Annotated in this window: 13 protein-coding genes, 1 pseudogene and 1 riboswitch; of the genes and pseudogenes, 11 read left to right on the forward strand and 3 right to left on the reverse strand. The window is 64.5% G+C overall.

The window, feature by feature from the left end; genetic code table 11:
- Positions 1-300 (reverse strand): MarR family winged helix-turn-helix transcriptional regulator (locus SO180_RS39990; protein WP_449384286.1); only part of this gene is annotated, 300 nt, incomplete at its 3' end.
- A 340-nt stretch (positions 301-640) separates the two neighbouring features.
- Here SO180_RS39990 and SO180_RS39995 point away from each other — a divergent pair.
- The 5 genes and pseudogenes from SO180_RS39995 (at position 641) to SO180_RS40015 (ending at position 5,274) form a co-directional block, all read left to right on the forward strand.
- Positions 641-1,723 (forward strand): branched-chain amino acid aminotransferase, encoded by a 1,083-nt coding sequence (locus SO180_RS39995; protein WP_449384287.1) that lies wholly within the window; start codon positions 641-643, stop codon positions 1,721-1,723.
- 124 nt (positions 1,724-1,847) lie between these two features.
- Positions 1,848-2,738 (forward strand): branched-chain amino acid aminotransferase, encoded by an 891-nt coding sequence (locus SO180_RS40000; protein ID WP_449384288.1) that lies wholly within the window; start codon positions 1,848-1,850, stop codon positions 2,736-2,738.
- A 168-nt stretch (positions 2,739-2,906) separates the two neighbouring features.
- Positions 2,907-4,251: pseudogene (hisS, locus tag SO180_RS40005) on the forward strand (histidine--tRNA ligase); the annotation flags it as partial.
- 249 nt (positions 4,252-4,500) lie between these two features.
- Positions 4,501-4,704, forward strand: coding sequence for a tautomerase family protein (locus SO180_RS40010; RefSeq protein ID WP_057741976.1), 204 nt, complete (start codon positions 4,501-4,503; stop codon positions 4,702-4,704).
- A gap of 177 nt (positions 4,705-4,881) precedes the next feature.
- Complete coding sequence (locus tag SO180_RS40015) at positions 4,882-5,274, forward strand: thioesterase family protein (protein ID WP_449384289.1); 393 nt, start codon at positions 4,882-4,884, stop codon at positions 5,272-5,274.
- A 140-nt stretch (positions 5,275-5,414) separates the two neighbouring features.
- Here SO180_RS40015 and proC read toward each other — a convergent pair whose 3' ends face one another.
- Both proC and SO180_RS40025 read right to left on the reverse strand, forming a co-directional pair.
- Positions 5,415-6,242 carry a pyrroline-5-carboxylate reductase gene (gene proC / locus SO180_RS40020; RefSeq protein ID WP_449384290.1) on the reverse strand — a complete coding sequence of 276 codons (828 nt, stop codon included), beginning with the start codon at positions 6,240-6,242 and terminating at the stop codon, positions 5,415-5,417.
- Positions 6,243-6,467: 225 nt separating this feature from the next.
- Positions 6,468-6,968: a type III secretion system chaperone family protein gene (locus SO180_RS40025; protein ID WP_449384291.1), complete on the reverse strand. Its 501-nt coding sequence runs from the start codon at positions 6,966-6,968 to the stop codon at positions 6,468-6,470.
- A 401-nt stretch (positions 6,969-7,369) separates the two neighbouring features.
- Positions 7,370-7,520, forward strand: a riboswitch (FMN riboswitch).
- A 77-nt stretch (positions 7,521-7,597) separates the two neighbouring features.
- On the opposite strand from SO180_RS40025, the gene SO180_RS40030 reads away from it, so the two are divergent.
- The 6 genes from SO180_RS40030 to SO180_RS40055 form a co-directional block, all read left to right on the forward strand.
- Positions 7,598-8,176, forward strand: coding sequence for a 6,7-dimethyl-8-ribityllumazine synthase (locus tag SO180_RS40030; protein ID WP_449384292.1), 579 nt, complete (start codon positions 7,598-7,600; stop codon positions 8,174-8,176).
- A 100-nt stretch (positions 8,177-8,276) separates the two neighbouring features.
- On the forward strand, positions 8,277-9,482 hold the full coding sequence (locus tag SO180_RS40035) for an MHYT domain-containing protein (protein ID WP_449384293.1): 1,206 nt from the start codon (positions 8,277-8,279) through the stop codon (positions 9,480-9,482).
- Positions 9,483-9,680: 198 nt separating this feature from the next.
- A complete protein-coding gene (locus SO180_RS40040; protein WP_449384297.1) occupies positions 9,681-10,544 on the forward strand; it encodes an FAD binding domain-containing protein in 864 nt (287 codons plus the stop codon).
- An 11-nt stretch (positions 10,545-10,555) separates the two neighbouring features.
- Positions 10,556-11,056 (forward strand): (2Fe-2S)-binding protein, encoded by a 501-nt coding sequence (locus SO180_RS40045; RefSeq protein ID WP_449384294.1) that lies wholly within the window; start codon positions 10,556-10,558, stop codon positions 11,054-11,056.
- Entirely contained in the window at positions 11,053-13,473 is a 2,421-nt protein-coding gene (locus tag SO180_RS40050; protein ID WP_449384295.1) for an aerobic carbon-monoxide dehydrogenase large subunit, read from the forward strand. Before SO180_RS40045 ends, SO180_RS40050 begins: the two co-directional genes overlap by 4 nt.
- Positions 13,474-13,475: 2 nt before the next feature.
- A partial coding sequence (locus SO180_RS40055; protein WP_449384296.1) for an AAA family ATPase occupies positions 13,476-14,173 on the forward strand: 698 nt, incomplete at its 3' end.

The following is a 14,173-nucleotide window of genomic DNA, read 5'->3' on the forward strand; positions in this document are numbered from 1 at the left end:
GATATAGCCCTCATCGAGCAACTGCTTGAGCACACGCCCGAGCGACTGCTTGGTGATACGCAGGACGTCCAGGAGGTCGGCGACCTTGAGGCCGGGATAGCGGTAGACGAAATGCATGACGCGGTGATGGGCCCGGCCGAAGCCGAACGCCTCCAGCTCCTGGTCGGGATCGCCGACGAAATCACGATAGGCGAAGAACAGCAGCTCGATGATATCCCAGCGCAAATTGCCCACATCGCTTGTCGCCGGCTTGGTCTCGGCGGCATCGGGGGAGGGACTCACGAAATTTATGTCAGGCATATTGACGTATCTTGGGTTCAATGTTACAAAACGATCGACCCGGACGAAATTTTAGATCGGTTCGTTCGGGATGATGGTTGTCCAAAGCGGCCGGGGAAGTGCAGGACAGGCAGCGCCGGCCGGACCAGATCTACCGTGCGATTGTCGAGCATATCGGCAAAACATACTGGACTTCCGCCCTCCGCAAAAGCATGTCCTGTCGCGACATGCTGGCCACGGGAAACCGGCCGTAACAAGGCTGGTCACGGTCGGAGCCAGACCTGGTTAAGTTATCGAGCCCGAAAGAGGCAGGCCGGCGCGCTTCCGCGCGCCGATTGCGACAGCGGGAGGCAAGGGAAAAATGAGTCTGAAATTCGAAATCCAGCCTGCCACCAATCCGACCTCCGAGAAGGAGCGCACGGCAAAGCTTGAAAACCCTGGCTTCGGCCGGGTCTTCACCGACCACATGGCTGTGGTCCGCTACAGCCAGGCCAAGGGCGGTTGGCATGACGCACATGTCGAAGCCCGCACCAATTTCCAGCTCGATCCGGCCGGTGCCGTGCTGCACTACGCCCAGGAGATATTCGAGGGCCTGAAGGCCTACAAGCGCGACGACGGCGGCGTGAACCTGTTCCGTCCCGACGCCAATGCACGGCGCTTCAAGAGTTCCGCCGAGCGCATGGCGATGGCACCGCTGCCTGAGGACGTCTTCATCGAGGCGGTGGAGCAGCTCGTGCGGATCGACCGCGCCTGGATGCCGGGCGGCGAGGGCAGTCTTTACTTGCGGCCCTTCATGATCGCCAACGAGATCTTTCTCGGCGTGAAGCCGTCGGCGGAATACATCTTTGCCGTCATCGCCTCGCCGGTCGGCTCCTATTTCAAGGGCGGCCCTGCGCCCGTCTCGATCTGGGTGTCGGAGAACTACACGCGCGCTGCGGTCGGCGGCACTGGCGCTGTCAAGTGCGGCGGCAATTACGCCGCGAGCCTGCGTGCCCAGGCCGAGGCCATCGAGCATGGCTGCGACCAGGTCGTGTTCCTCGATGCGGTCGAGCGACGCTATGTCGAGGAGCTCGGCGGCATGAACATCTTCTTCGTGTTCGATGACGGGTCGCTGGTCACCCCGCCGCTCGGCACCATCTTGCCGGGCATTACGCGCGACTCCATCATCGCGCTCGCCAGGGACGCCGGAAAGACGGTGCGCGAGGAGCCCTACGCGATCGACCAGTGGCGCAAGGATGCTGCGAGCGGCAAGCTGAAGGAGGCTTTCGCCTGCGGCACGGCGGCCGTCATCTCGCCGATCGGCAAGGTGTGCTCGGCGAGCGGCGACTTCCTCATCAGCGGCGGCGCCGCGGGCCCGGTCGCCATGGGGCTGCGCAAGCAGCTGGTCGACATCCAGTACGGCCGCACCAACGACCCGCACGACTGGATCCGCAAGGTGTTTTGACCTGCGGCGGTCTCAGGCCGCCGCTTCCCTGACGTCTCCCTGATTGAGCACGGCCAGCACGCGTCCTGCCGGGACGCGTGCACGGGCGCGTGTGCGATGAATTCAACACAAGCGGGAGAAAATCATGGGAGTTTCATTCGATGAGATCGACGGCGTCATCTGGTACGACGGCAGGCTGGTGCCGTGGAAGGATGCCAGCGTCCATCTGCTGACACATGGCCTGCATTATGCGAGCTGCGTGTTCGAGGGCGAGCGCGCCTATGGCGGCAGGGTGTTCAGGAGCACCGCTCATTCCGAGCGGCTGAAGGCGTCGGCCAACATCCTCGATTTCGAGATCCCGTTCTCGGTCGCGGAGATCGACGCAGCCAAACAGCTCGTCATCGACACGAACAATCTGCCGGATGCTTATCTCCGTCCGATCGCCTGGCGCGGCTCGGAAATGATGGGCGTCTCCGCACCGAACAACACCATTCACCTCGCAATCGCCGCTTGGCAATGGCCGAGCTATTTTGATCCCGCCGCGAGGCTGAAGGGGATCCGCATCGATCTCGCCGAATACCGAAGGCCCGATCCGCGCACGATTCCGGCACTCGCCAAGGCCAGCGGCCTCTACATGATCTGCACCATCTCCAGGCACAAGGCCGAGCGCAAAGGCTATGCGGACGCGATGATGCTGGATTGGGAAGGCCGCGTCGCCGAATGCACCGGCGCCAACATCTTCTTCGTCCAGGACGGCAAGCTCCACACGCCGATCGCCGATTGCTTCCTCGCCGGCATCACCCGCGCCACCGTCATCGATCTCGCTGGGCGACGCGGCATCGAGGTGATCGAGCGGCGGATCATGCCGGAGGAACTCGACGGTTTTGCCGAATGCTTCATCACCGGCACCGCCGCCGAGGTGACACCGGTCTCCGAGATCGCGGAGTGGAAGTTTACGCCCGGCGCAATCTCCGAGCAGTTGATGCGGGACTATGCGGCCGAGGTGCAGCCCAAGGACAAGCGGGAAGCGGCGTAAGGGTTTCTGCGCCAGCCGCATTCTCCGTCATGCCCGGGCTTGTCCCGGGCATTCACGTCTAAGGTGCAGCATTGCGGCGGCGCGTGGATGGCCGGCACAAGCCCGGCCATGACAAGTTCGGCGGATACGCCAGTTGCCGCATCGCGCGTCGGCTGGTAAACGCCGCGCATGGCCGAAAAATCCAAAAAACCCCAGAAACTGAAGGCGCGCCTGCCGCGCGGGCTGGAGGATCGCGATCCCGCCGCGATCAAGGCCACGCGCCAGATGGTCGAGAAGATCCGCGCGGTCTACGAGCTCTATGGCTTCGAGCCGGTGGAGACGCCGGCGATGGAATATACCGACGCGCTCGGAAAATTCCTGCCCGACCAGGACCGCCCGAACGAGGGCGTGTTCTCGTTCCAGGACGACGACGAGCAGTGGATCTCCCTGCGCTACGACCTGACCGCACCGCTCGCGCGTTACGTCGCCGAGAATTTCGACACGCTGCCAAAACCCTATCGCAGCTACCGCGCCGGCTACGTCTTCCGCAACGAGAAGCCCGGCCCTGGCCGCTTCCGCCAGTTCATGCAGTTCGACGCCGACACGGTCGGCTCGGCGACGCCAGCGGCGGACGCCGAGATCTGCATGATGGCCGCGGACACGATGGAAGCGCTCGGCATTGCGCGCGGCTCCTACGTCGTGAAGGTGAACAACCGGAAAGTTCTCGATGGTGTGCGCGATGCTCTCGGCATCGCCGACGACGTCCAGTGGCTCACGGTCATGCGCGCGATCGACAAGCTCGACAGGCTTGGTCTTGCTGGTGTGCGACAACTCCTCGGCGAGGGGCGCAAGGATGAGTCCGGCGACTTCACCAAGGGCGCAGGACTGAAAGAGGACGACATCGCGCTCGTCATCTCCGCAATCGAGCAGAATAACGCGCCGCTTGATTCGCGACTGGCGGCCAGTGCCATCGGGCAGCAGGGACGCGACGAACTCGACCAGATCGGCAAGCTCGTCGCAGCGGCCGGCTACGGCGAAGATCGCATCAAGATCGATCCCTCCGTCGTGCGCGGCCTCGAATACTACACTGGCCCCGTCTACGAGGTCGAACTCCTGCTCGACACCAAGGACGAGAAGGGCCGCCCGGTTCGCTTCGGCTCGGTCGGTGGCGGCGGACGCTATGACGGTCTCGTCTCGCGCTTTCGTGGCGAGCCGGTGCCGGCGACAGGTTTTTCGATCGGCGTGTCGCGGCTTCAGGCCGCGCTGGCGCTGCTCGGCAAGCTCGACACGCGGCCCGAATTCGGCCCCGTCGTCGTCACCGTGTTCGATCGCGACCGCGTCGCCGACTATCAGAAAATGGTCAGCGCCTTGCGCACCGCGGACATCCGCGCCGAGCTCTATCTCGGCAATCCGAAGAACATGGGCAACCAGCTCAAATATGCCGACCGTCGCAATTCGCCTTGCGTGATCATCCAGGGCTCGGATGAGAAGGCGCGTGGCGAGGTGCAAATCAAGGATCTGATCGAAGGCGCCAAGGCCGCGGCCGCGATCGCCTCCAACCAGGAATGGCGCGAAACGCGCCCGGCGCAGTTCTCGTGCAGCGAGGCTGACCTCGCCGCGAAGGTGCGCGAGGTGCTGGCGCGCCATGACGTGAGCTGGGGTTAGCTATTCGCGATAGCCGTCATGCCCGGGCTTGTCCCGGGCATCTGCGTCCTGTTTGATGCGCACGACCATGAATGACCGGGATGTGCCCGGTCATAGCGAAAGCTGCAGGGAGAAGACGATGCCTGAGATCACCGTCAGCATGGCCGAAGGCCGCACCGACGAACAAAAGGCCGGCATGATGCGCGACATCACGCAGGCGCTGGTGAAGAATCTCGGCGTCGATGCGGAAGCTGTCGTCATCCAGATCAACGAGGCGCCGCTTCGCCACAAGATGAAGGGCGGCAAGACCTTCGTGGAGCGCGCGGCCGCGGCGAAGAAATAGTCGCAGCCGTAGCAGCAATCACAACCGTCGTCCCGGCGAAAGCCAGGACCCATAACCACCGAGAGTGGTTGTGGGCGCAAGCTGTGAATTGCCAGCCTTCGCAAGACTCGATCCTGTGATTATGGGTCCCGGATCTGCGCTTCGCTTGTCCGGGACGACAGCGAAGCAGGTTGATCCATGGACGCACGCGACTTCATCAAGATCGGCATGAGCGCGGAGCGCACGCTGGTGGTGCCCGCGGAGCGCACGGTCGGGCATTTCGTGCCCGGCATGCCGATGGTCTATGCGACGCCAATGATGATCCTGGAGATGGAGATGACCGCGGGCGATGCCATCCGCGACGCGCTTCAGCCGGGCTGGGTCACAGTCGGCACGGAGGTCGACATCCGTCATCTCGCGGCTAGCCTCGTCGGCGCGACGGTGCGGACCACCGCGAAGGTGATCACGGTCGAGCGCCGGGTGATCCGCTTCGAGGTCCAGGCGTTCGAGGGTGCGCGCAAGCTCGGCGAAGGCCGCCACGCCCGCGGCCTCGTCAATGTCGAGACGTTCAACAAGCGGTTGGGCGGGTAGGTGCAGGCTTTTGGATCCGCTTGCTCTGACCTTATCCTGAGGAGCTTGCGGAGCAAGCGTCTCGAAGGATGGCCGCGGGCATGACCGGGGCCTTCATGGTTCGAGACGGCGCTTCGCGCCTCCTCACCATGAGGGACAGGCTATTTCGCCAGTTCCTTCGATCGCTTCGTCGCCGCGGCTATCGCGCGGATCATCAGCTCGCGCAGGCCGGGCGCGCCCATCAGCACTTCGAGTGCCGCGGCGGTGGTGCCGCCGGGCGAGGTGACGTTCTGACGTAGCGTGCTCGAGGCAAGCTCCGAGCGGTGCAACAGCTCGCCCGCGCCTGCGACGGTCTCGCGCGCGAGTTTGGTTGCGAGCGCTTCCGGCAGGCCTGCCTCCACGCCGGCGCGCGCGAGCTCTTCGGCGAGCAGGAAGACGTAAGCAGGGCCGGAGCCGGAGACGGCCGTGACCGCGTCCATCAAGCCTTCGTCCTCGACCCATTCGACCGACCCGGTGGCACGGAGCAGCGCGTCGGCCACCGCACGCTGCTTGTCGCTGACATTGTTCGCGGCCACGGCGACCGTGATGCCGCGGCCGATCGCGGCCGGCGTGTTCGGCATCGCGCGCACGACGGCACCGCCGCAGACCTCTTGCAGCGAGGCAATCGTGGTTCCCGCCATGATCGAGACCACCGAGGTGCCCAAAGAAACATATGGCCTCAGCTTCGCGCCGGCCTCGCGGAAGGATTGCGGCTTCACGGCGACGACGAGCGTCTCGACGCTGCCGGCGGCCTTCGCATCCGGATTGAGCGCGACGCCTTTCGCGGCAAGCGCGCTGATCTCCGGCGACAGGTGCGGCTCGATCACCGCGACGTGGCCAGGATCGAGGCCTTGCGCCAGCCAGCCGGTCAGCATCGCGCCGCCCATCTTGCCCGCGCCGGCGAGGAGAATGGTGCCGGTGATGTCCTTCAAGGTGCTGTCATTCGCCATCGCTGCCCGCTACCCACTCGATGTCGTCCTGGCGAAAGCCAGGACCCCCGCGCGAGCGCCTGCGCTCGTCGCGTAACCACAAGAGGTTCTAGTGGATGGAGGTGTCGGCAACAAGCGGCGTGCCACGAGCGAAATCACGCGGTATGGGTCCCGGATCCGCGCTTCGCTTGTCCGGGACGACGATGAGGAGGGAGCCGCGGCTCCCTCACCGCATCGGAGAGGAAGTTACGCCTCGCCCGCCGTGTCGAACATCGCGGCGTCCATCGCCTCCGTGGTCGATTTGCCCGCCCACACCACGAACTGGAACGCAGGGAAATAACGCTCGCAGCCGTGGATGGCGCCGGCGAGCATGGCCTCGCATTGCGCGGTCGATGCGGTCAGCCCGCCCGGCAACATCAGCGCCTGGCGGTGCATGATCATGCCGGTGTGGGTCCACAGATCGAAGTGTCCGACCCACAATTGCTCGTTGATGGCGGCGACCAGCCGCTGCACCTCGGAGCGGCGCGCAACCGGAATCTTCATGTCGAACGCGCAGGCCAGATGCAGCGCCTCGATCTCGCCCATCCAGGTGAAGGAGAGCTGATAGTCGGTCCACTGTCCCTTCGAGACGATGGTGATCTCGTCGTCGCCGGAACGTTCGAACGCCCAGTTGTTGCTTGCGGCGATGTCCTCCACCACCGAGAGCGGGTGGCTGCGGGAATCGATATTACTTTCGAGCAGGGACATGCCGTCTCGACCTCTTGCCTTATTGTTATCTTGATACGCACGCGGTTGGTCCGGCGCGCGCTCCCTTAACGTCGCTAACGGCGATCCCCTCGGATCGCGCGGGCCTGTCGGGGATCAACTGATGTGATTTGCGGAATCTGCGCAACTCCGTCGCGAGTCCGTCCACAAGGTCCAACAGGCTCGTCCACAGCTCATCTCGGTCACAATTATTAATTTGAGAACAAATCGGAATCGGATGGAGCCACTGGCGCGGCAATCGTTAATGCGGTCCCAAAATTCCGTTTCATGGGATGCCGGACCGCCCCGGCGGCATGGGACTATGCCTTTTCCCCATAGGGAACGCGCTTGCCGCAGCCGCCCGCCGGCGTCATATTTCATTCAGGTCGTTCATTCCGAACGGCCGATGTTCTCAGGGCGGGGTGAAAGTCCCCACCGGCGGTAAGGGCCGAAAGGCCCAAGCCCGCGAGCGCCTTCCTCCGCAAAGGGGAAGGGTCAGCAGATTCGGTGCAACTCCGAAGCCGACGGTTAAAGTCCGGATGAAAGAGAACGGTCGGTGGCGGTCCGCATCGCGAGGATGCGGCCGCTTGTCGTTCCGTATGCCCTGATTCTGGTCCTTAAGAAGGAAAGCCATGAATCAGATGTTGCAAGACCCGCAAGTCGAAGCATCCCAGCTTCAACCCTCCCAAGAAACCCAGCCTCCACCGGTTCCACCCGAGCCGCCGACGCACGAGCATCCCCGCTTCGCAAAGCCGCAGCGGGTCGCCTTCGTCGAGGCCTGCTGGCATCACGATGTCGTGCAGGAGGCGCGCTTTGCTTTCCTGAAGGAGGCCGAGGCGCGGCATCTCACCCATGTCGACGTGTTTCAGGTGCCGGGCTCGTTCGAGATCCCGCTGCACGCGCAGATCCTCGCCAAGACGCGGCGCTACACCGCGATCGTCGCGGCCGGCCTCGTCGTCGATGGCGGCATCTACCGCCACGAGTTCGTCGCCGACACCGTGATCAAGGCGTTGATGGACGTGCAGCTGCGCACGGAGGTGCCGGTGTTCTCCGCGGTGCTGACGCCGCAACAATTCCACGAGACCGAGGTGCACTACGACTTTTTCCGCAAGCACTTTGCGATCAAGGGAGTGGAGGTTGCCGAGGCCTGCGCCAACACGCTGCACGGTCTGGAGCGGCTGCGCGGCCAGGTCGCGGCGGGGATCGTATAACCTTCGTCTCACGGGCCGCCGATTGTCATTCCCGCCGCCGCGTTGATAAACTCGGCGGCGGGAGGAGGCGGTCCGTGGAGACGGACCGGCCGGCAAGATCATGTTCGAAGGACACGATCCCTATCTGGTCGCGCTCTCGGTAGCGATCGCGAGCCTGGGCGGCTATACCGGCTTTGCGCTTGCGGCGCGCATCCGCAACACCCCGGGCGTCAGCAACCGCGTGCTGCTCGCGGGTGCGGCGACATTTCTGGCCGTCGGCATCTGGACCATGCACTTCGTCGGCATGCTGGCAGCGCCGCTGCCGCCGGACACCGTCTATCTCGTGCTGCCCACCATCATCTCGTTCCTGATCTGCGCGCTGGTGGTCGGCATCTCGCTGTTCTTCGTGTCGATCGGCGAGCCATCGCTGAAGCGGGTGGTGTCCTCGGCCGTGCTGCTCGGCGTCGGCATCAGCAGCATGCATTATGTCGGCATCCATGGGCTTTCCGGGCCGTTCACCATCGCGCATGACGAACCAATCGTGCTGCTCTCGGTCGTGGTTGCGATCGGCACCGCCTATGGCGGCTTGCGCGCCTTCCTCGCGCAGCAGGAGGGCTTTCGCCTGATCGTGAGCGCGATCGCCTTCGGCGTCGCGGTGTCCGGGATGCATTACACCGCGATGCACGGCATGCATTTCATGCCGCTCACCGGTGAAGCGCATCAGCATCTCGGCGGCAGCCTTGCGGCATCGCAACAAATTCTCTCCATCGTGGTGGCCGTGCTGTGCTTCGTGATCGCGGCCGGCTTCCTGCTTTCGCTGGTGCCGGATCCGCGCCGGCAGACCCTGGTGCCGGCGATGGCCGGCGATCCCGTTGCGCCGGCAGTCGCGTTCGCGGCCGAGCCGGCTTCTGTTGCCGCGCCACTGCGGCCGGTGTCGGCGCCGCTCGGTGGCCTCGGCCAGCCGCCGCGCGCGGCACCCGTCCCGCGGCTGCCCGTCGAAGGCGCCGACGGCACGCATTTCATCGATACCGCCGATGTCCGCAGTGTCCGCGCCGACGCACACTATACGCGGGTGCATGATGGCACCCGCGAGCGGATGTGCCCGTGGTCGATCTCGGAGGCCGAGGCGCAGCTCGATCCGAGCCTGTTTCTCAGGGTGCACCGCAGCCACATCGTCTGCATCCCCCACGTCGCCCTCGTCCGCAGGGAGGGCGATGGTGCCGTGCTTGAGCTCGACGGCCCGTCCCCGCACCGCGTGCCGGTGAGCCGCGCCAAGATCGCCGAGGTGAAGGCGAGGTTGGGGCTGGCGACGCGGCGAAACGCGTAGCGCTGTCTCACTCCCTCTCCCCGTTGTTGCGTGCAGGGTGAAGAGGGTCGCGCAAGCTGACGCAATTCGTGCGTTCCAGTCCGCATTTCGTGCGAAAATCCACTCTTTGTGCCCCAACCATTGCGGCTCGCTCCGCCCAGGGAGACGGTCCCGCCCAACGTCCGCGCCACCGCGCGCAAGGACGATTGGGAGGAGACGATGATCCCCGGCGCATTCAGCTATCACCGGCCGGCAAGTGTTGCCGACGCCGTCAAACTGTTGTCCGACCTCGGCGAGGACGCGCGGCCGCTGGCCGGCGGGCACAGCCTGGTGCCGATGATGAAGCTTCGGCTGGCGAGCCCCACTCATCTGGTCGACCTCCACGGCATCGCCGGTCTCAAGGGCATCCGCCGCGACGGCAATAACCTCGTCATCGGCGCGATGACCACCCAGCATGATCTGCTCGCCTCCGAGGATGTCGCAAGATCAGTGCCGATCCTCCATGAGGCCGCGCTCTTGATCGCCGATCCGCAGGTGCGCTACCGCGGCACGATCGGCGGCAATGTCGCCAATGGCGATCCCGGCAACGACATGCCGGCGCTGATGCTGACGCTGGGCGCGACCTATCGCCTCGAAGGCGCGCATGGCGCCCGCGAGGTGAAGGCGACCGATTTCTACCAGGGCGCCTATTTCACCGCGCTCGAGCCCGGCGAGATCCTCACCGCGGTATCGGTCCCCGTGCTGGCGGACGGCCATGGCTATGGCTATGAAAAGCTCAAGCGCAAGGTCGGCGATTACGCGACCGCCGCCGCAGCCGCCGTGCTGACCATGGCGGGCGGCAAGGTCGCGACCTGCGCGATCGGCCTCACCAATGTCCACGAGACGCCGTTGCTCGCGGCTGACGCCGCGAAAGCCGTGATCGGCACGAGCCTCGATGCGGCTGCGCTGAGAAACGCTGCCGCTGCGGCGCAAGCGATCATGTCGCCGGCGGCGGACGCCCGCGGACCTGTCGAATATCGCAAGCATGTCGGCGGCATCATGGTGGCGCGGGCGCTGCAACGCGCCGCAAGCCGCGCGCGCTAGGGGAGGGACGAATGGCAAAAACGCATGTGACCATGAAGGTGAATGGCGCTGAGGTCGAAGGCCTCGTCGAGCCGCGAACGCTGCTGGTGCATTTCATCCGCGAGAATCTGGCGATGACCGGCACCCATATCGGTTGCGAGACCACCCATTGCGGCGCCTGCACCGTCGATATCGACGGCATGTCGGTGAAGTCCTGCACCATGTTCGCGGTCCAGGCCGATGGCAGCGACATCACGACCGTCGAGGGCATGGCCAATGCCGATGGCTCGCTGTCGGCCTTGCAGGAAGGTTTCCGCATGATGCACGGCCTGCAATGCGGCTTCTGCACGCCCGGCATGATCATGCGGGCGCACCGCTTGCTGAAGGAGAATCCCTCGCCATCCGAAGAGGAAATCCGGATGGGCATTTCCGGCAACATCTGCCGCTGCACCGGCTACCAGAACATCGTCAGGGCGATCCAATACGCCGCTGCCAAGCTCAACGGCATCGAATTCAAGGAGGCCGCGGAATGAACGACTTAACTCCCACGCGGGAACAACGCACGGCCGCACTCGAAGGCATGGGCTGCAAGCGCAAGCGCGTCGAGGACATCCGCTTCACCCAAGGTAAGGGCAATTACGTCGACGACGTCAAGCTGCCGGGCATGCTGCATGGCGACTTCGTTCGCTCGCCGCATGCGCATGCGCGCGTCAAGAAAATCGACGACAGCGAGGCGCTGAAAGTCCCCGGCGTGCTCGCGGTGATCACCGCCGAAACGCTGAAGACGGTGAACCTCGCCTGGATGCCGACGCTTGCCGGCGACGTGCAGATGGTGCTGGCCGACGGCAAGGTGCTGTTCCAGAACCAGGAGGTCGCCTTCGTGGTTGCGACCGACCGTTATGCCGCCGACGACGGCGTCAACAAGGTCGTCGTCGAATACGAGCCGTTGCCGCCGTTGGTCGATCCCTTCAAGTCGATGGCGCCTGATGCGCCGGTGCTGCGCGAGGATCTCGCCGGCAAGACCACGGGCGCGCACGGCCCGCGCAAGCACCACAACCACATCTTCGAATGGACGGTCGGAGACAAGGATCTGACTGACGCGGCCTTCAGGAAGGCCGAGGTGACGATCAAGGAGATGATCTCCTATCACCGCACCCACCCGTCGCCTCTCGAGACCTGCCAGTGTGTCTGCTCATTTGACAAGATCAAGGGCGAGCTGACGATCTGGGGCACCTTCCAGGCCCCGCACGTGATCCGCACGGTGGTGTCGCTGATCGCGAAATTGCCGGAGCAGAAGATCCATGTGATCTCGCCCGATATCGGCGGTGGCTTCGGCAACAAGGTCGGCGCCTATCCCGGCTACATCTGCGCAGCCGTCGCCTCCATCGTCACCGGCAAGCCGGTGAAATGGGTCGAGGATCGCATCGAAAACCTGACTGCGACCTCGTTCGCACGCGACTATCATATGACCACCGAAATCGCCGCGAACAAGGATGGCAAGGTCACCGGTCTTCGCGTCCACGTGCTCGCCGATCACGGCGCGTTCGACGCCTGCGCCGACCCGTCGAAATGGCCGGCCGGCTTCTTCAACATCGTCACCGGCTCCTACGACTTCCCGACGGCGCATCTCGCCGTCGACGGCGTCTACACCAACAAGGCGCCGGGCGGCGTCGCCTATCGCTGCTCGTTCCGCGTCACGGAGGCGGCTTACTGCATCGAGCGCGCCATGGATATCCTGGCGCAGAAGCTCGGCATGGATCCGGCCGAGCTGCGGCTGAAGAACTTTATCAAGCCGGAGCAGTTTCCCTATCACTCGGCGCTGGGCTGGGAATACGATTCCGGCGACTACCACACCGCCATGCGCAAGATGATGGAGACGACCGACTACGTTGCGCTCCGCAAGGAGCAGGCGGACAAGCGCGCAGCCTTCAAGCGCGGCGAGACCCGCGAGATCATGGGCTTGGGGGTCTCCTTCTTCACCGAGATCGTCGGTGCCGGTCCGTCGAAGAATTGCGACATCCTCGGCATCGCCATGTTCGACTCCTGCGAGATCCGCATGCATCCGACCGGTGCGGGCATCGCGCGCATGGGCACGAAGAGCCAGGGCCAGGGCCACGAGACCACCTGGGCGCAGATTATCGCGACCGAGATCGGCATTCCCGCCGACAACATTCAGGTCGAGGAGGGCAACACCGACACCGCGCCTTACGGGCTCGGCACTTACGGCTCGCGCTCGACGCCGGTCGCGGGCGCCGCGATCGCGATGGCTGCGCGAAAAATCAAGGCCAAGGCGCAGATGATCGCAGCCTATAAGCTCGAGGTCCATGAGGACGACCTCGAATGGGACATCGACGGTTTCCGCGTGAAGGGCCTGCCGGAAAGGTTCATGTCGATGAAAGACATTTGTTGGGCGGCGTACAACTCCGTGCCGCCGGGTATGGAACCGGGGCTCGAGGCGGTCAGCTACTACGACCCGCCCAACATGACCTATCCGTTCGGCGCCTATCTCTGCGTGATGGACATCGACGTCGATACCGGCGTGTACAAGATTCGGCGCTTCTATGCGCTCGACGATTGCGGCACCCGCATCAACCCGATGATCATCGAGGGCCAGGTGCATGGCGGCCTCACCGAGGCCTTCGCGATCGCGATGGGCCAGGAGATCCGCTATGACGACACCGGCAATGTCGTTACCGGCTCGTTCATGGACTTTTTCATGCCGACCGCGGTCGAGACCCCACATTGGGAGACCGACTTCACCGTTACCCCGTCGCCGCATCACCCCATAGGCGCCAAGGGCGTCGGCGAGAGCCCGAATGTCGGCGGCGTGCCGGCCTTCTCCAATGCCGTCAATGATGCGTTCTCGTTTCTGGGGTCAACGCACATCCAGATGCCGCACGACTACTGGCGCAACTGGAAGGCGGCGAAGCAGCTCGGGGCGGTCGCGTAGCGATGAAAGGCCGTGACGAGATCGCGCAAGCGCTGGCCGCGTCGGGCTACATCGCCGACGCGGAGCTCGCGACTGCGATCTCGTTGATGCAATTGTTGCGGCGTCCGCTGCTGCTGGAAGGCGAGGCGGGCGTCGGCAAGACGGAGGTGGCGAAGGCGCTCGCCAAGGTGCATGCGACGGAGCTGATCCGTCTGCAATGCTATGAGGGTCTCGATCAGTCCTCCGCGCTCTACGAATGGAACTACCAGCGCCAATTGCTGGCAATCCAGGCGCATCGCGGCACCGACAGCATCGAGGACCAGATCTTCTCGGAAAAATACCTGCTGGAACGCCCGCTGCTCGGCGCGATCCGCCGCGCGCAGGCGCCGGTGCTGCTGATCGACGAGATCGACCGCGCCGACGACGAGTTCGAGGCATTTTTGCTGGAGCTGTTGTCCGACTTCCAGGTTTCGATCCCCGAGCTTGGCACGATTCCGGCGATCACCATCCCGCAGGTAGTGCTGACCTCGAACGGCACCCGCGAGCTCTCCGATGCGCTGCGCCGGCGCTGCCTCTATCACTATGTCGACTATCCCGACGTAGATCGTGAGACCCGCATCATCCTGGCGCGGATCGCGGGCGCAAGCCCGTCCCTGTCGCTCCAGATCGCGCGCATGGTCGAGGGCGTCCGCAAGGAAGAATTGCGGAAAGTACCTGGTGT

It is taken from the genome of Bradyrhizobium sp. UFLA05-112 (assembly GCF_053572325.1).